Annotated in this window: 18 protein-coding genes, 1 riboswitch and 1 other annotated feature; of the genes, 12 read left to right on the top strand and 6 right to left on the bottom strand. The window is 39.8% G+C overall.

Going from position 1 to position 18,215, the window contains the following annotated elements:
• Positions 1–3 precede the first annotated feature (3 nt).
• On the bottom strand, positions 4–2,424 hold the full coding sequence (gene leuS / locus QUF49_RS05730) for a leucine--tRNA ligase (RefSeq protein WP_289494766.1): 2,421 nt from the start codon (positions 2,422–2,424) through the stop codon (positions 4–6).
• 62 nt (positions 2,425–2,486) lie between these two features.
• Positions 2,487–2,715 (bottom strand) — a binding site (T-box leader).
• A 202-nt stretch (positions 2,716–2,917) separates the two neighbouring features.
• On the opposite strand from leuS, the gene QUF49_RS05725 reads away from it, so the two are divergent.
• Entirely contained in the window at positions 2,918–3,487 is a 570-nt protein-coding gene (locus QUF49_RS05725) for a biotin transporter BioY (RefSeq protein ID WP_289497586.1), read from the top strand.
• A gap of 59 nt (positions 3,488–3,546) precedes the next feature.
• Here the strand turns inward: QUF49_RS05725 and QUF49_RS05720 are convergent, their stop codons facing one another.
• A complete protein-coding gene (locus QUF49_RS05720; protein ID WP_289494765.1) occupies positions 3,547–4,743 on the bottom strand; it encodes an MDR family MFS transporter in 1,197 nt (398 codons plus the stop codon).
• A 166-nt stretch (positions 4,744–4,909) separates the two neighbouring features.
• Between QUF49_RS05720 and QUF49_RS05715 the strand changes: the two genes are divergently transcribed.
• Both QUF49_RS05715 and QUF49_RS05710 read left to right on the top strand, forming a co-directional pair.
• Positions 4,910–5,872 (top strand): TIGR01212 family radical SAM protein, encoded by a 963-nt coding sequence (locus QUF49_RS05715; protein ID WP_289494764.1) that lies wholly within the window; start codon positions 4,910–4,912, stop codon positions 5,870–5,872.
• Positions 5,872–6,447, top strand: a complete 576-nt coding sequence (locus QUF49_RS05710) for a class I SAM-dependent methyltransferase (RefSeq protein ID WP_289494763.1) — start codon at positions 5,872–5,874, stop codon at positions 6,445–6,447. Before QUF49_RS05715 ends, QUF49_RS05710 begins: the two co-directional genes overlap by 1 nt.
• Positions 6,448–6,653: 206 nt before the next feature.
• Here the strand turns inward: QUF49_RS05710 and QUF49_RS05705 are convergent, their stop codons facing one another.
• Complete coding sequence (locus QUF49_RS05705) at positions 6,654–7,724, bottom strand: tetraprenyl-beta-curcumene synthase family protein (protein ID WP_289494762.1); 1,071 nt, start codon at positions 7,722–7,724, stop codon at positions 6,654–6,656.
• A 28-nt stretch (positions 7,725–7,752) separates the two neighbouring features.
• Entirely contained in the window at positions 7,753–8,553 is an 801-nt protein-coding gene (locus QUF49_RS05700) for an alpha/beta hydrolase (protein WP_289494761.1), read from the bottom strand.
• A gap of 85 nt (positions 8,554–8,638) precedes the next feature.
• Between QUF49_RS05700 and QUF49_RS05695 the strand changes: the two genes are divergently transcribed.
• Positions 8,639–9,157: a gamma carbonic anhydrase family protein gene (locus tag QUF49_RS05695; protein WP_289494760.1), complete on the top strand. Its 519-nt coding sequence runs from the start codon at positions 8,639–8,641 to the stop codon at positions 9,155–9,157.
• Here QUF49_RS05695 and QUF49_RS05690 read toward each other — a convergent pair.
• Complete coding sequence (locus QUF49_RS05690; protein WP_289494759.1) at positions 9,147–9,530, bottom strand: VOC family protein; 384 nt, start codon at positions 9,528–9,530, stop codon at positions 9,147–9,149. The genes QUF49_RS05695 and QUF49_RS05690 overlap by 11 nt on opposite strands.
• A gap of 129 nt (positions 9,531–9,659) precedes the next feature.
• Here QUF49_RS05690 and QUF49_RS05685 point away from each other — a divergent pair, with 129 nt between their 5' ends.
• The 5 genes from QUF49_RS05685 (at position 9,660) to QUF49_RS05665 (ending at position 12,584) form a co-directional block, all read left to right on the top strand.
• Positions 9,660–9,881 (top strand): spore coat associated protein CotJA, encoded by a 222-nt coding sequence (locus QUF49_RS05685; protein WP_289494758.1) that lies wholly within the window; start codon positions 9,660–9,662, stop codon positions 9,879–9,881.
• A 41-nt stretch (positions 9,882–9,922) separates the two neighbouring features.
• Positions 9,923–10,150: a spore coat protein CotJB gene (locus QUF49_RS05680; protein ID WP_289497585.1), complete on the top strand. Its 228-nt coding sequence runs from the start codon at positions 9,923–9,925 to the stop codon at positions 10,148–10,150.
• A gap of 21 nt (positions 10,151–10,171) precedes the next feature.
• Positions 10,172–10,741 (top strand): spore coat protein CotJC, encoded by a 570-nt coding sequence (gene cotJC, locus QUF49_RS05675; protein WP_066243979.1) that lies wholly within the window; start codon positions 10,172–10,174, stop codon positions 10,739–10,741.
• A gap of 119 nt (positions 10,742–10,860) precedes the next feature.
• Positions 10,861–11,412: a phosphatase PAP2 family protein gene (locus QUF49_RS05670; RefSeq protein WP_289494757.1), complete on the top strand. Its 552-nt coding sequence runs from the start codon at positions 10,861–10,863 to the stop codon at positions 11,410–11,412.
• A gap of 14 nt (positions 11,413–11,426) precedes the next feature.
• Positions 11,427–12,584: a glycosyltransferase family 4 protein gene (locus tag QUF49_RS05665; protein ID WP_289494756.1), complete on the top strand. Its 1,158-nt coding sequence runs from the start codon at positions 11,427–11,429 to the stop codon at positions 12,582–12,584.
• A gap of 286 nt (positions 12,585–12,870) precedes the next feature.
• On the opposite strand, the gene metK is transcribed toward QUF49_RS05665, so the two are convergent.
• A complete protein-coding gene (metK, locus tag QUF49_RS05660) occupies positions 12,871–14,076 on the bottom strand; it encodes a methionine adenosyltransferase (RefSeq protein WP_289494755.1) in 1,206 nt (401 codons plus the stop codon).
• 162 nt (positions 14,077–14,238) lie between these two features.
• Positions 14,239–14,369: riboswitch (SAM riboswitch) on the bottom strand.
• Between the two features lie 263 nt (positions 14,370–14,632).
• Between metK and pckA the strand changes: the two genes are divergently transcribed.
• The 3 genes from pckA to QUF49_RS05645 all read left to right on the top strand — a co-directional run bounded on the left by pckA (position 14,633) and on the right by QUF49_RS05645 (position 18,202).
• Positions 14,633–16,216 (top strand): phosphoenolpyruvate carboxykinase (ATP), encoded by a 1,584-nt coding sequence (gene pckA / locus QUF49_RS05655; protein WP_289494754.1) that lies wholly within the window; start codon positions 14,633–14,635, stop codon positions 16,214–16,216.
• Between the two features lie 134 nt (positions 16,217–16,350).
• On the top strand, positions 16,351–17,643 hold the full coding sequence (locus QUF49_RS05650; protein WP_289494753.1) for an MFS transporter: 1,293 nt from the start codon (positions 16,351–16,353) through the stop codon (positions 17,641–17,643).
• Complete coding sequence (locus tag QUF49_RS05645; RefSeq protein WP_289494752.1) at positions 17,588–18,202, top strand: TetR family transcriptional regulator; 615 nt, start codon at positions 17,588–17,590, stop codon at positions 18,200–18,202. Before QUF49_RS05650 ends, QUF49_RS05645 begins: the two co-directional genes overlap by 56 nt.
• Positions 18,203–18,215: the final 13 nt, after the last annotated feature.

Raw genomic sequence — 18,215 nt, 5'->3', positions numbered from 1 at the left:
CCTTTAATTGGCAACGATATTCACAAGTTTACCTGGTACAGTAATGACTTTGCGAATCGTCTTACCTTCAATGCTTTGTTGAACAGACTCTTCTCCAAGTGCAGCTTGCTCCATATCAGAACCGCTGATGTTCGCAGCAATCGTCATCTTTGCTTTTAATTTTCCATTTACTTGAACAACGATTTCAACTTCATTTTCTACAAGTTGTGCCTCATCCCATACCGGCCAAGAAGCGTATGCAATACTGCCTTCTCCACCTAGCATTTCCCATAGCTCTTCACAAATATGCGGAGCGATCGGAGAAAGCATTTTAACGAATCCTTCTATTAAATCTTTAGGAAGCTCATCTTGCTTGTTAGCCTCATTTACGAAAACCATCAATTGCGAAATCGCTGTGTTAAAACGAAGGCCTTCATAATCCTCCGTTACTTTTTTAACCGTAAGATGATATAGACGGTTGAAGGATTCACTTGCCTTTGTATTTTTAATTGCAGGGTTTAGGTTCTGCCCATCTTCTGAAACAAGCAATCTCCAAACACGATCAAGAAAACGGCGGGAACCATCTAAGCCTGTTGTGCTCCAAGCGATTGATGCATCTAAAGGTCCCATGAACATTTCATACAAACGAAGTGTATCGGCACCATGGCTTAGAACGATTTCATCTGGGTTTACAACATTTCCTTTTGACTTACTCATTTTTTCGTTATTTTCTCCAAGAATCATTCCTTGGTTGAAAAGTTTTTGGAATGGCTCTTTTGTTGGAACGATGCCAAGATCGTACATAACCTTGTGCCAGAAACGGGCATAAAGAAGATGCAACACAGCGTGCTCCGCTCCACCAATATAGATATCAACCGGAAGCCAGTGTTTCAATTTTTCAGGTGATGCTAATTGCTCTTCGTTTTTAGGGTCGATATAACGAAGGTAATACCAGCAGCTTCCTGCCCATTGAGGCATCGTATTCGTTTCACGACGTCCTTTCTTGCCTGTTTCAGGATCAACCACGTTCACCCAGTCTTCTACGTTTGCCAATGGTGACTCTCCAGTGCCTGATGGTTTAATTTCTTTTACTACAGGAAGAAGAAGCGGCAGTTGATCCTCGGAAACCGTTGACATCGTGCCATCTTCCCAATGGATTACCGGGATCGGCTCGCCCCAATAACGCTGGCGTGAGAATAGCCAGTCACGAAGGCGATACGTAATTTTCTTTTCGCCTTTTCCGTTTTCTGAAAGCCATTCATTCATTTTTGCAATAGCATCCGTTTTTTGCATGCCATTTAAAAAGTCAGAGTTTACATGTTCTCCGTCACCTGTATACGCTTCTTCAGATACGTTTCCGCCCGCAACTACTTCAGCAATTGGAAGCTCAAATTTTACAGCGAATTCGTGGTCACGCTCATCATGCGCAGGTACTGCCATTATTGCTCCAGTACCATAGCTTGCTAGAACATAATCTGCAATCCAGATCGGAAGTTTTGCTCCAGTTACAGGATGAATGGCATAAGCTCCTGTAAAGACTCCTGATTTTTCTTTGGCAAGTTCTGTTCTTTCAAGATCGGACTTTGTTTCAACTTGTTTTTGGTAAGCCGTTACTGCCTCTAAGTGATCAGCTGTAACAATTTCATTTACTAGTTTATTTTCAGGAGCAAGCACTAAATACGTTGCACCAAAAAGTGTATCTGGACGAGTTGTAAACACTGTAATCTTAGAAGAATGACCATCCACGTCAAAGTGAACTTCTGCTCCTTCTGAACGGCCGATCCAGTTTCGCTGCATGTCTTTTAAGCTCTCAGGCCAATCTAGTTCATCTAGATCTTCTAACAGTCTGTCAGCGTATGCTGTAATCTTAAGCATCCATTGTCTCATAGGTTTACGAACGACAGGATGCCCGCCACGTTCGCTCTTTCCGTCGATTACTTCTTCATTTGCAAGAACCGTTCCTAGTGCCTCACACCAGTTCACAGGTACTTCGTCCACATAAGCAAGTCCTTTATTATAGAGCTGGATAAAAATCCATTGTGTCCACTTGTAATAAGAAGGATCTGTCGTGTTTACTTCACGGTCCCAGTCGTATGAGAAACCTAGCTCTTTAATCTGCCTGCGGAAAGTATTGATATTCTTTTCTGTAAACTCCGCTGGATCGTTACCTGTATCAAGAGCGTATTGTTCTGCAGGAAGACCAAATGCATCCCATCCCATCGGGTGAAGTACATTGTATCCTTGCATACGCTTCATTCTAGATAGGATATCAGTCGCCGTGTAACCTTCCGGATGACCTACGTGCAGGCCTGCTCCAGATGGATAGGGAAACATATCTAACGCGTAAAATTTCTTTTTGTCATATTCTTCTTTCGTTTGGAACGTTTTGTTCTCATCCCAGAACTGCTGCCACTTTTTCTCGATTGTTTTGTGGTTATAATACATAACCGATCCTCCTTAGAAAACTGTACTTTAAAAACAAAAAAACCTCCCGCCCCTAATAAAACATTAGGGACGAAAGGTTAGTTAACAAATTAATCCTGCCGCGGTACCACCCTGATTAATGCAAATATCGCATTCACTCGGAAACAGACCTTAACGCGGCGAACGGCAAGCACTACTTCATTCACACTTGCAACTAAAGGGCGAGTTCAAAAAAGTCCGGGTTGACTTGCACCAGCCGTCAACTCTCTATCATTCCATTCTTTTTTTACTACTCCCTATCATCGTTATTAAAAAATTTAGATGCTAATTTGTATTTTATGAATAACTCCCTAAATTGTCAAGGTTGTTTAGAAGTATAATAACCTATTTTTTCCACTTTTAAACGAAAAAGTTTCCATACTCATTCCACTTCTTGACAAACTTTCTGCTGCTGTTTACATTAATGTTAACTGTTATTATTTTTCCGTTTACATTTAAAAAGGGGTGCAAAATGATGCATGCAACAAATGAAAGATTGAAAATGTCACTTTATGCAGCACTTATGGCAGGAATAACAGCCATTCTTGCTCAGTTAACGATTCCTTTACCGCTGGTCCCCATTACTGGACAGACTTTAGCAATCGGATTATGCGCAACGATTTTAGGAAGAAGGTACGGTACAATGGCTGTTGCCCTTTACATTGCAATGGGCGCCGTAGGACTTCCGGTTTTCTCAGAAGCGAAAGGCGGTTTTTCTGTTCTTGTCGGTCCTACTGGCGGTTATATTATCGGATTTATTATTACGGCTTATATCACAGGTCTTATTTTAGAAAAAACGAGCTTCACCCTTACTCCTGCAGTTATTGCAAACATAATTGGAATGGTAATCACCCTTGTGTTTGGTGCTGTTCAATTGAAATTCGCAGCAGGTCTTACTTGGGATCAAGCATTATCTGGCGGTGTTTATCCATTTATTATCGTAGGAGTTATTAAGGCCGTTCTAGCATCGGTGTTAGGGATTACGATTCGAAGACGACTATTAGCCGCAAAACTGCTTCCAAAACAGGAAACAAAGGCAGCTTAAATAAACATAAAGACAGCGTGATGAATTCATCACGCTGTCTTTTTAGTTAGCTTTTCGTTCTAAGATGCTTGTCGAGGAACATCTTGTTGTTTACTTGCATAACGATTTTTGCTGTAAATAATAGTGAGTATGAATGAAAGAACCATCAATCCCATGATCGTTTGGAAGAGTACTGAAATATTGAAGATATCTGCAATCATTCCTCCAAAAAGCGGTCCAAGCATTCTGCCGCCTGTCGCTGTGGAGTTCACAATCCCTTGATAGAATCCAGCTCTGCCTTGTGGGGCAAGTTCTGATGCGATTGAAGGAACTCCCGGCCAGACAAGCATCTCTCCAACCGTAAGAACGATCATCGCAATCATGAATCCTGTAAAATCTTTTGCGTTTCCTACAATCACAAAAGATACAACAAATATGCAGTACCCTACCAAGATCTGTGTCGTCGTGGAATGCAGCCACCTTTTTAGAAAAAGGTTTACGAGCGGCTGGCCTAAAACGATGAATAATCCGTTTACCGTCCATAATAGACTGTACATTTTTAAAGTAACGCCAAGCGTTTGAGTATAAGCCGCAATGGTAGATTGCCATTGGACATACCCAATCCACGCTAACAAGTACCCTCCGCAAAGAATCAATAGTGAGAAAAACGCCTCTTTATTATGAATTCTTTTTCGCTGAGAAAAAACAGTTTGTACGGACGCATCTTCTTTTTCATCGATACCTTTAAAGCCTAGAAACACAATGAGAAGAAAGATGAAGGATAACGTCGAACAGCTGATGAACGATAGTGTAAAAGAATAAGAAGCAGCGAAACCACCAAGAGCTGCCCCAAGTGCAACCCCGACATTTTGTGCGATATAAATGCGGTTAAACGCCTTTCTTCCCCCTTCTCTCCACATGGTGCCTGCAAGTGCATACATAGAAGGAAATACAATCCCCATTCCAAATCCCATAAAGACAAGAAGAACGCTGTACGTCCAAAAGTCATGAAACCAGATTAATAAAAATGAAGTGGTAAAAGAAATGGAAACACCGAGCATGATCGTTCGATATCCGCCTAACTTGTCGAACAAAATTCCCCCAGTCAAGTTACCAATAATGCCTGCACCAGAATTCAGAAGAAGCACAATCCCTGCTACCGTTAACGATTTTCCTAAGTGTTCATGTATAAAAATGGTATTGATCGGCCACAAGAAGCTTGAGCCAGTAACATTTAGTGCCATACCAATAATGAGCAGCCATACTTTCGCTGGCATATAAATTCCCCCGCTTACTGCAATGATGTCATAAATCCCTTCTGTATTTTAGTTCTTTTCCCTTTACTTTACAATGAGTAAGAACTGATAACTCATTTTGCCGCTTGTCGCATGAACATGCTACAATGTCATATGGTGCTCATCACCGTATGAAGGAGTGAAAAGGATGACACACCTTATAGAAAAACCGCCCTATTTTGGGGATAAACGATATTACACGTGGAATCAGCATTTAAAGTCACACTTTGGTGATAAAATTATAAAAGTTCCATTAGACGGGGGATTTGACTGTCCAAATCGTGATGGAAACGCCGCATTTGGCGGCTGTACGTTCTGCTCTCAAAGCGGATCAGGAGATTTTGCAGGAAACCGCCGTGACGATATAATCACCCAGTTTCAAACTGTAAAAGATAGAATGCACAAGAAATGGAAAAAAGGAAAATACATTGGCTATTTTCAAGCTTTCACCAACACATATGCTCCTGTGGAACAGTTAAAGGAGCTTTATGAAACCGTTCTTGAACAAGAAGGCGTTGTCGGACTTTCCATTGCGACTAGGCCAGATTGTCTTCCGGATGATGTTATTGAATATCTTGCTGACTTAAATAAACGTACGTATCTTTGGGTTGAATTAGGACTGCAGACCGTACATGAAAGAACAGCAATGCTTATTAACAGGGCACATGACTATCCGACGTATGTAGAAGGCGTTGAGAAGCTTCGAAAACATAACATTAACGTTTGCTCTCATATCATTAATGGATTGCCGCTAGAGACTCCAGAAATGATGATAGAAACAGCCCGTGAAGTAGCTAAACTCGATGTTCAAGGAATTAAGATTCACCTTCTTCATCTTCTAAAGAAAACACCTATGGTAAAGCAATATGAGCAAGGAATGCTGGAATTTCTTGATTTTGAAACGTACGTGAACCTGGTCTGTGATCAGCTGGAGATTCTTCCTCCTGACATGATGATACATCGATTAACAGGTGATGGCCCCTCTGATCTTTTAGTAGGTCCAATGTGGAGTTTGAACAAATGGAAAGTATTAAACGCAATTGAAAGTGAACTAAAACAACGAAACAGCTTTCAAGGTAAATTTTATAAAACGTTTGAGGTGAACTCGTAATGAAATTAGAGGGTGTACTGCCGTTTGCAAGAACACTTCTTCGTTCGTTCAGCAAACCAGGGGACTTGGTTATAGATGCAACATGCGGAAACGGAAATGATACTTTATTTTTATCAAAACTAGTTGGTGAGAACGGCCATGTTTTTGCTTTCGATATCCAACAGCAAGCGATACAGAATTCAAAACAGCGGCTTATTGATCATAACGCAGATCAAAATGTTACCTTTTATCACGCTTCACATTCTGAGTTGATGAATCAGCTTCCTAGTGATCTTAAATCAAAAGTATCAGCTGCTATCTTTAACCTCGGCTACCTGCCTGGAAGTGACAAATCGATTACCACTACAGGATCATCTACCATCGGTGCTATTGAACAGCTTCTGCACTTATTGAAACCTGAAGGCGTAATCATACTCGTAATCTATCATGGACATGAAGAGGGCAAAAAAGAAAAAGAACTTGTCATGAATTATGTAAAACAGCTGGATCAAAAACAAACACATGTATTACAGTACGAATTTATTAATCAAAAAAACGACCCGCCATTTGTAGTCGCGATTGAAAAAAGAGGCTGAATTCAACTAACCAAAGTTGAATCAGCCTTTTTTGCTGGCTGTTACATATACCTGTTGGGGCATTTAGCTCATCCAATCCAAAAGTTTTTGCCTTTTATCCACGAGGCTACACTCCTCGACAAAATATGCACTCACTATTACCTTCAGATACCCCCGCGGAAACCACAAAGCCCCTTGACTTCAACCACTTTATAAAAGAAGTATTTTTATGAAAGGGAAGGCTTCAATTTCTGATACACTTTTCGGTTCACATAAAAGAAATAGCTTGTGGCTCCCCCCACTTTAACCAGCTTAGCGGCCATTTTTTTAATGCCGGGGCATTCTGATACTTTTTTGTCGGCAAGGTAGATCCCTAACAATCCTCTTTGAATTAATCGGTGAAATTTTGAATTTGGCAGATTTGAACAGCTGTTATCAGCCTTTTTTGCAAAATAAACCATGCGTTCTAGCATGTGCTGCTCATTTTTATAATACGTACAAAAATTCAAATCGCCCTCTAGCTTGTCCTCATTTTGGTCAATAAAGTAATCCAAAAGAATATGAAGTCCTTGAAGCCACGGGAAATATCCTTTTTTTATTTCTGCCGCAGACTCTTTTGTAAAGTTTCCTTGAAAAGCATAGCTGACCAAACAGAAAATACCTAACGTAGAACCCGCACACGCTGAAAACTCGTACCATGTAATATCAGGCAGTACAGATTGATATTCACCAAACCAACTGATCAGACGAGGCTCTCTTTCCTGTACGACTACATGTTTATGTACTTGAAGGTCACAATAAATCTGGGCAAGTCCAATCAGTTCACTCGCAATATTCGGATAAGCCTTCATGTCTGATAGTACATTTTGGCAAGTCGCTACAAGCTCATTTAAATAACCGCCATCATCTTGCTCTTCTCTGTATCGATAATAGTTTGTAGGAATGGTTCCTGGACTAAGTGCATGAAACATACTTTCATGCAGCGCTCTAAAATCTTTCTCATTGAGTGAAGTACTTCGATCACAAAGATTATCCAAATAATCACTTATTGTTTGGTAAGCCACCACAAATTCAATGGCTTTTCGGCGATGCTTTCCTGCAAGAAGCGTAAGGATCGCTCCTCCTTCACAATGAAACATTTTATCTGAGATACTGCTCACTGCTTGCTTTCTTAATTCTGGATTTGGAATGTGTTCAGCTTTTTCATGCCAATCCTTAAGCAACTGACCAACAGCCGGAAAAATGTGAGTATAAACGGAATACATCAATCCCCAAGGGTGAACCGGAATTTTGTTCATAAGATGGCTCCTTTTACTTAATCTTTCTTTACCTTTTTCCTTTATTGACCTCACTATGCAACAATAAAAATCTTTTTACATAATCGAACACTTTATCTCTCTCAGGTTCGTTCAGCACTTCATGATAAAGAGACGGAAATTCTTTATACCATTTTTCTTCTAAATGAATGCCATTAAACCACTGTCTTACCATTTCTTTGTCCACGATTAAATCATCACCAGCTTGCAATAGCAGCAATGGTACATTCGGAAAACGCTTGTGTTGATCAAAAGCATATTTTATGGAAGAGATTAATTCCCGATACCATCTGACAGAAACTTTTTTGACGATCAGTTTATCTTCTTTATCACGTATTCGAATTTCTTCGTTTCGTGTAGCACTTCCTTCCGGTAAATTGGTTGCTAGTCTAATACCTGGAGCCAATTTGTTAAGAAGTAAAGAAACGGCTTCTTTACCTCTGGAAGGGTACTGAACTAGCCCTAAACATGGAGATGATAAAATGACTGCTTCTATGTTAAGCCTTTTTTCCATCAGCGTCCGAATCACTGCTAATCCACCCATGCTGTGGCCTAAAATATAGACGGGAAGTCCCAGCTGCTCTGCTTCGATAAACCAGCTTTCTATTGTGTGGATATATTCGTTGAACGTATCGATGTGACCTCTTCTCCTAGTTGTTGTTCCTTGACCAGGAAGATCACCAGATACACAATGAAAACCGGCTTCATTCAATTGTTTAATTACCCAATCATATCTGCCATGATGTTCATTTGCTCCATGAACGACAACAATCGACCCTATTGCATCCTTATCCGTTTTCCAAGTCCACAAATTTCTCCACCCTCTTTTCTATTCATAGAACTTAATGATTTGCTAAACTGTAAGTAATAAAAAAATGTAAATAGGAGTGTATATGATGATTTATCCCTACGGTGACAAACAACCTAAGATTTCAGAAACGGCTTTCATTGCAGATTATGTGACCATAACTGGCGATGTTCAAATCGGTGAATACTCTTCCATATGGTTTAATACATCAATCCGCGGAGATGTATCCCCGACCATCATTGGAAACTATGTAAACGTTCAAGATAACTCGGTCCTTCATCAAAGTCCAAACCGGACCCTTCACTTAAAAGATGGGGTAACCGTCGGACATAGTGTCATATTGCACAGCTGTACGGTTGAAGAAAATGCACTGATTGGTATGGGTTCCCTCGTTTTAGACGGTGCTCATATAGGAAAAGGAGCCTTTATCGGTGCAGGCAGCCTTGTGCCGCCAGGAAAAAAGATCCCCCCTAACACCCTTGCTTTCGGAAGACCAGCTAAAGTCATTAGAGAATTAACGGAAGAAGATATTGCGGATATGGATCGGATCCGACGTGAATATTATGAGAAAGGTCAGTATTATAAGTCAATGCAGTCTAAACGTTAAATTCAATCAAGTTACCGTCAGGATCACTTACAAAGACTTGGTGCCAATCCGTTTTATTATTCGGCTTATTTACATAAGGAATATTATGTACATCTAAGATTTTTAACAGCTTGTCCATATCCGTAACTCTTACCGCAAAGTGACCATCTCTGCTGTCAATCTCAGTGGTACCTCTTCTAGCCTTCCCTTTAGGATGAACAATTAAGTGAAGCTGCGTGTTCCCGATATCATACCAGACGCCTGGAAAATCGAATGAAGGGCGTTTTTTGTTTTGTTTGAAACCGAGAATTCCTTCGTAAAAATAAAGAGATTCTTTTAAATTCGTAACTAACAAGGATACGTGGTGTATGCCTGAATACATGTGATTTTTCACCTCATCTACCTTCATGTTTTGTCCATAAGTTTAACACAGAATTAAACAATTTGAGATTAATTCGTACTGTCCCCTTTACCGCATGAATACCTATAATAAAAAGTTAACTTTATGAAAGGAAGGTATCACATGGACAGAAGCTCAAATCAAAAATCATATGTGCCATACCATAGCCCGTATGACCCGTGCCCTCCGATTGGGAAGAAGTATTACTCGACTCCGCCTAATTTATATATGGGGTTTCAGCCATACAACCTTCCCCAATATTCACCTAAGGAGGCTTTGCAAAAGGGTACACTTTGGCCAGCCTTTTACGATTATTACGAAAATCCATATGAAAGAAGGAGGTAGTTTCTGTGCAGCCAACTTTACCTCAAGAGTTCTATCAATGGATGGAGGAACTTCAAGCTGTTGATTTTGTTCTTGTTGAGCTTACTCTGTACCTAGATACACATCCACAAGATCAATCAGCGGTTCAGCAATTCAATCAATTTGCTAAACAGAGAAAACAAATTAAACGAGCGATCGAGTCAAAATACGGTCCGCTTCAACAATACGGAAACAGCTATTCTGGTATGCCCTGGAACTGGAGCGATGGACCATGGCCATGGCAGATATAGAAAAATAGGAGGTACGCTTGAATGTGGGTATATGAAAAGAAATTGCAATATCCTGTAAAAGTAACTTCATGTAATCCGACTCTTGCTAAATACTTAATCGAACAATATGGTGGTGCAGACGGAGAGCTCGCAGCTGCACTCCGCTATTTAAATCAGCGGTATACGATACCTGATAAAGTAATCGGGCTGCTAACAGATATCGGTACTGAAGAGTTTGCACATCTCGAGATGATTGCCACGATGATCTATAAACTGACAAAAGATGCTACTCCTGAACAATTAAAAGCTGCTGGGATTGCAGATCACTACGTTAATCACGACAGTGCACTGTTTTATCATAATGCAGCAGGTGTACCTTTTACCGCAAGCTACATAGCTGCCAAAGGGGATCCCATAGCCGATTTATATGAAGACATTGCAGCAGAAGAAAAAGCACGCGCAACCTATCAATGGATTATTAATATGTCTGATGACCCTGACCTTAATGACTCACTTCGCTTCTTGAGAGAGAGGGAGATTATTCACTCACAGCGTTTCCGTGAGGCAGTTGAAATATTAAAAGAAGAGCGTGACAGAAAAATATTTTTTTAAACCATCCTCGATGCAGGATGGTTTTTTTATAATAAATTCATACTGTCTTCATGTTCTCCTTACAATTGCCTTATATGATTAAATTAACAAACAAAACGAGAGGCAAGGGGGATATCTTTATGACAAAAGTAATTGATTGGCTTTATGAAAAAGAGTGTACATTTTTCCGGCTCATCAATGGAAGACTGCACAGGGATTCAATGGACCATTTCTTTCACTTATGGACACATCTTGGTGGTGCAACAGCTACCATATCTACAAGTATCTTGCTTCTGTTATTTCTCCCTATGCATTTAAAATCTTGGGGAATCGTTTGTATGCTTTCACTAATGATTAGCCACATTCCTGTTGCCATCTCTAAAAAAATGTATCCTCGAAAGCGGCCTTATTTAAGTCTTCCCGATACGAACATCGGCAACAACCCGCTAAAGGATCATTCATTTCCGTCTGGTCACACTACAGCTATCTTTTCAATCGTTACACCATTAATATTACTAAATCCGTTTCTGGGTATTTTCTTATTAGTCGCTGCACTTTTAGTAGCCATTTCTCGCATGTACTTAGGTCTGCACTATCCTTCTGATGTTCTTGCAGGAATGATTTTAGGAATCAGTTCCAGCTTCTTTTCTTTGTTTTTAGTAAATAGCTTTATCTTGCCTTACTTCTTATAAAAGGAGATGAGAAAATGAAGCTCGCTCTCTTTTCAGATACGTTCTACCCTCAAATTAATGGTGTTGCACGTACTTTAAAAAGACTTACTGATTACATGGAGAAGAATGATGTTGAATATAAAGTGATCATGCCCTCATTAGATGAGCTTCCTAAAATGGAATGTGATCAATATTATGCAATGAAAAGCCTGCCACTCTTTCTATACCCTGAGTGCAGGCTTGCCATTCCCCAACTGCGTGCGTTGAATAGTGAATTGAATAAATTTAATCCAGACCTCCTTCATATAGCTACTCCTTTTACTATTGGTCTATTTGGAATGCGTTACGGCAGGAAAGAGAACATTCCCATGGTCGCCTCTTATCACACCCATTTTGACCGTTACCTTGCATACTACCATCTTGAATTTCTATCACCCTTACTTTGGCGGTACCTTCAATGGTTTCATAGACACTTTGAAAAAAACTTTGTTCCAAGTCAAGAAACACGACAAATTCTGCACAGCAAAAGTTTTAAAAACGTAGAAATATGGTCAAGAGGAGTTGACTGTGCTATGTTCACACCTCATAAGCATGACACTTTCGTTCGAGAAAAATATAAGATCACAGAGAAGTATATCTTCTTGTATGTAGGAAGACTGGCTCCGGAAAAAGATTTAGAGATTCTGCATGAAATGATCAATAAACTGCCACCTGCATTAAGAGAAAATGTTCACTGGCTTATTGTTGGCGACGGTCCTAGCAGACACATTGTTGATCAATGGGAAAAAGAACACCTTAATGTAACATGTGCAGGCTATCTATCTGGTGAAGACCTTGCCGGTGTATATGCGGCAGCTGACCTTTTTGTATTTCCTTCTTCAACAGAAACATTCGGCAATGTTGTTTTAGAAGCAGCTGCATCTGGTTTGCCTGCGATTGTATCTAATCGTGGTGGTGTAAAAGAAATCGTTCAAGATGGGCTTACAGGAAGGATTTGTGAAGCTGGAAACGCAGAATCTTTCATACAGAACACAGTATCCATGTTGGATGACCCTCTGCTCTTACAATCTATGAAATTAAAAGCACGGAATTATGCGCTGACTCAATCTTGGTCAGTCATTTTTGGAAACCTGTTCATGCAATATGAAGAAGTTGCTTACAGACAAAACAAAAGCAAAACCATTATTGCTTAAAAAGAACCTATAAAACGAAGGATTACTCATTTTGAGGGAGTAAATCCTTTTTTTTGTGCTCTTCACTTGACGGTAATAGAGTCTGTTTATCGTTTATTGAGTCTAATTACAAATAATTGAGTCTAATTTTACTTTATTGAGTCTAAATACTAAATAATGAGTCTAATTTTACTTTATTGAGTCTAAATACTAAATAATGAGTCTTTCTTCAAATTTCGACACTTCTGCATGCATGAAAGCATAAAAAAACAGACTCCCTATAGAGGAAGTCTGTCTCATCATATCATTAAATATTAGCTTGTTTTTTAAGCTCTTCTGCTTTATCTGTTTTCTCCCAAGGAAGTTCAACATCTGTACGGCCAAAGTGACCATATGCAGCAGTTTGCTTGTAAATCGGACGACGAAGATCAAGCATCTTGATGATTCCAGCAGGACGTAGATCGAAGTTGTTGCGAACTAGTTCTACAAGAACTTCTTCAGATACTTTACCTGTTTCGAATGTGTTTACAGCGATTGATACCGGTTGAGCAACACCGATTGCATATGCAAGCTGAACTTCAACTTTGTCAGCAAGACCAGATGCAACGATGTTCTTCGCAACATAACGAGCAGCGTATGCAGCAGAACGGTCAACTTTTGTAGCATCCTTACCAGAGAATGCACCGCCACCGTGACGAGCATATCCACCGTAAGTATCAACAATGATCTTACGGCCAGTAAGACCAGCGTCACCTTGAGGTCCACCGATTACGAAACGGCCTGTTGGGTTGATAAAGTATTTTGTGTTTTCATCGATTAATTCAGCAGGAACAACTGGCTTGATTACTTTTTCTTTCACGTCTCTTTGAATTTCTTCAAGCGTGTTTTCCGGGTGATGCTGAGTAGAAATTACAATTGTATCAATACGAACGGGTTTATCGTTCTCATCATATTCAACTGTTACTTGAGTTTTTCCATCTGGACGCAAGTAAGGAATTTCTTCAGACTTACGAACTTCTGTAAGACGGCGAGATAATTTATGAGCTAGTGAGATTGGAAGAGGCATAAGCTCTTCTGTTTCGTTACAAGCAAATCCGAACATTAGACCTTGGTCACCTGCACCGATTGCTTCGATCTCAGCATCTGTCATTGAACCTTCTCTAGCTTCTAGAGCTTGGTCTACACCCATAGCGATATCAGCAGATTGCTCATCGATAGAAGTTAGTACTGCACACGTTTCAGAATCGAAACCATATTTCGCACGGTCATAACCGATTTCTTTAATTGTCTCACGAACTACTTTTGGGATATCTACATAAGTAGAAGTTGTGATCTCACCTGCAACAAGTACTAGACCTGTAGTTACAGATGTTTCACATGCTACACGAGCATTTGCATCATTGGCTAAAATTTCATCTAAAATCGCATCTGAGATTTGGTCACAGATCTTATCTGGATGTCCTTCTGTAACGGATTCAGATGTAAATAAACGACGACTAACTTTTTTGGACAAGTTAATATCCTCCCTTTAACTGCTTTCAGTATGATACGGTACTTTATTCTTATCTATTTTGCACAGTTTATGTTCTTTACTTGAAAAAGGCATAAAAAAAGCCCTTCCCTGTTTCACATACATTCACGAGGGAAAAGGTTTATAAATCCAAATGCCTTCAACCTCTTATTGTCCAAGGTTATTTTCACCTTGCAGGTTAGCACCTTTTCATTTCGAGTGGATCGTAATTCACCACTTTCATGTCGGTTGCTGGGTTTCATAGGGCCTGTCCCTCCACCTACTCAGAATAAGAGTAGCCGTTCTCGAAATATGATAGCGCAATGGTACACCTATGTCAATAGAAAACACTAGGAATATCAATAACTTTTGAGTGCTGAGATGTTATTGTTGAAAGCGTTTTTAATATGATGGATAATACTCGTTGAATTATGATCTTTTTTTGTGAAGTACGAACTTTTTTGATGCGCTTTCATAAAATAGTATACATTATTTAATTTAATGTGTTATACTAATTTTCGAATATATCACTCTAGGATAAAGGATGGTACTGTCTGATATGAATACTTTGGAATTTACGACAACCCTAAATGATCTTGTGACCCGTGGAACAACTCACCAGAACTTACCTGTTCCGGTTTTAGTAGAAAAATCTCTTAAGCGCAAAGAGGGCATCCTGACATCCACAGGAGCACTTCAAGCTACTACGGGGAAATACACAGGCCGTTCCCCTGAGGATAAATTTATCGTTGAAGACGCTTCTGTTAAAGATTCAATTGATTGGGGAAAAGTAAATAAGCCATTTTCACCTGAAAACTTTGATAAATTATACAAAAAAGTACTTCAATACTTAGGCAGCAAAGAGGAATTATTCGTATTCAAAGGGTTTGCTGGTGCAGACCGTGAGTATCGTCTTCCTATTCAAGTTATTAACGAGTACGCTTGGCATAACTTGTTTGCTCATCAAATGTTCGTACGCCCGAACCAAGATGAGCTGGCTGCACACGAATCACAATTCACGGTAGTTTCAGCACCTGGATTCCAAGCAAATCCAGCTGAAGATGGAACAAATTCCGAAACATTTATCATCATATCCTTCGAGAAACGCATCGTACTTATCGGTGGTACAGAATATGCCGGTGAGATTAAGAAATCCGTTTTCTCAGTTATGAATTTCATGCTTCCTGAAAAAGGGATTCTTTCTATGCATTGTTCAGCAAACGTTGGAAATGAAGGGGACGTTGCACTTTTCTTTGGTCTTTCTGGAACTGGAAAGACTACACTTTCCGCAGATCCAAACCGCCGTTTGATCGGTGATGATGAACACGGATGGGCTAACACAGGGGTCTTCAACATTGAGGGCGGATGTTACGCAAAAACAATCGATCTATCTAAAGAAAAAGAGCCGCAAATTTGGAATGCGATTCGTTTTGGAAGCGTACTAGAAAATGTCATGATCGATCCAGATTCCAGAGTAGCTGATTACAAGGACTCTACATTAACAGAAAATACACGAGCAGCTTATCCAGTAGATGCGATTCCAAATATTATTCAACCAAGTGTTGCAGGCCATCCGAACACGATCATCTTCTTAACGGCTGATGCATTCGGAGTATTGCCTCCAATCAGCAAACTAACTAAAGAACAAGCGATGTACCATTTCTTGTCTGGCTACACAAGTAAACTTGCTGGAACTGAAAGAGGTGTAACATCACCACAAGCAACGTTCTCTACTTGCTTCGGTGCACCTTTCCTTCCATTACCAGCAACAGTTTACGCTGAAATGCTTGGAAAGAAAATTGATCAGCACAATGTGCAAGTGTACCTCGTTAACACTGGCTGGTCTGGTGGAGAGTACGGTGTTGGAAGTCGTATGAACTTAGGACACACACGTGCAATGGTGCAGGCAGCATTAGAAGGTGAGCTAGCTTCTGTTGAAACCGTTGTAGATCCTATCTTCGGCCTTCATATCCCAACACATTGTCCTGGTGTACCTGATCAAGTTCTTCAACCGAAGAAAACTTGGGCAGACCAAGATCAATATGATGTGAAAGCAAAAGAACTTGCTGCTAAATTTAAAGCGAACTTCGAAAAGTTCAATTCCGTGTCATCTGAGATTTCACAAGCTGGACCATTGGTATAATAACAAAAAACAGCCTCCCTGTGTAATGAGGGGGCTGTTTTTTTGTATTTATTGGAAAGTTTTTATTGTAAAATGACATCGGTGTCGATTATAATAGTGACATGGATGTCAATTATATTTTAGGGGCTGATGAATTGGAACAATCTTCAGAAAAACTGCTTCAAAACAAACCGTATCGTTTTTTAATTTCTGCACAGTTAATTTCGAACCTTGGCGACTGGCTCTCTATCCTGGCCATTTTTACTCTTGTAGGGCTAAAATGGAATGCAACACCACTTGAAATTTCTTTGATTGTTTTGTCCCTCGCTATTCCCATGACATTATTAGGACCGATCTCTGGAGTTTTTGCTGATCGTTTAGAAAGAAAATACGTCATGATCGCATCTGATATCGCAAGAGGATTTGTCATTATGGGCTTGATTTTTGCAGATCAATTATGGCACATCTATACGTTATTATTCTTACTTGGGGTATGTTCTTCTATATTTAATCCCGCAAAAAACGGAAAACTTAAGGAAATCGTACCAAATCGGCATATGCAGCAAGCGGCATCTATAAGCTCATTGATTGAAAATGGCACAAAAATTATCGGTCCCGCATTAAGTGGTTTTCTTCTTGTGCTTTGGGATATTAAAATCATCTTTGTCATTGACTCGTTATCATTCTTTCTTTCTGCTCTTCTATTATTTAAAGTCCCAGTCAATCATTCCAAACTCCTCACTTCATCGACAGAAAATAAAGCTTCACAAAGTTTTACAAAAGAATTGAAAGATGGTTTTTTGTTTATAAGATCTGTTCCTTTCATTTTTTACGGAACAATATTAATGGCCGTGATGATGTTTGTGCTGCAGATGGCAGACTCACAGTTTGTTGTTTTATTTAGAGAACTTAAAGAAGTTTCCTCAAGCCTGATTGGAACAGTTATGGCAGCTTCAGGTGCTGGGTTTATTATTTCTGGTCTTTTACTAAGCAAGATCGAGGTAAAGAAAGCAGTGAACAGTATGATAGGCGGTTGTTTCATATTAGGAGCAGGTTTCGGAAGCATTGCTTTACTTACTTATTTCAACTTGCCGCTCCCCTTTGTATGGGCGTCTATCTTGGCCTGCATCGGCTCATTGGGAGCAGGATTCGTCTTTATTCCGTTTCAGTCAACCGTTATGAAGGAAACACCTTCTGAAATGAGCGGACGGACACTTGGCACAATCGGCAGCATCATGATGTTTTCGAGTTTGACAGGACCTCTCGCAGGTGGAATTCTAGGAAACTATTTAGGCGTCGTGCCTCTGTTTCTGGCAGCAGCTAGTGGATTATGCCTCATAAGTATGATAGCCTTTTTCTTAAGAAAACCATTCGGAAAGGAAAAAACAGAATATGTCACCGAAAGTAACAGAGAGTCACAAAGAGCAGCGGAGGCTCAGCATTCTTAATGCGGCTAAAGAGATATTTGCTAAAAAAGGATACGAAGCTTTTGTTATGCAAGATGTAATCGATGCTGTTGATTTGAGCAGAGGTGGCGTGTATTCTTATTTTTCCAATAAGGAAGATTTGTTTGAATCCGTCTTGCAGTCCATGAATGAATCGTTTAGTAATGGGGTTAAACAACTAGCTGATACCGATTCGATCTGGCAATCTCTTTTAAACGAATTTGAGAGCTATAAGGAGATTGAGGACAAACAAGATTCGATTACAGCTGTGCAAATTGAATTCTTTCTGATCAATCGAAGAGTACCAGAAAAAGCTGCTTATTTTAAAAATCGTTACAAATATGCGATTGATCAATTTGTTTGGCTGTTTCAGCAAGGGGTAGAAAAAGGAGAGTTCCAGCCAAAGTATCCTCTAGAATCAATCGCAAGATATTATATAACGTTTAACGACGGCATTCATATTTCAACCGTATTTGTTTCAAAACAAGATATTGATTACAACCAGCAAATTGACCTCTTCCTATCCCAAATCTCATACATGCTAGGCGTTAAACAAGAATAAACAGGAGCTGATT

It is taken from the genome of Fictibacillus sp. b24 (assembly GCF_030348825.1).
Taxonomy (GTDB): domain Bacteria; phylum Bacillota; class Bacilli; order Bacillales; family Fictibacillaceae; genus Fictibacillus.
The sequence above is the reverse complement of the archived record's forward strand: the minus strand, read 5'-3'. Positions and strand labels throughout refer to the sequence as shown.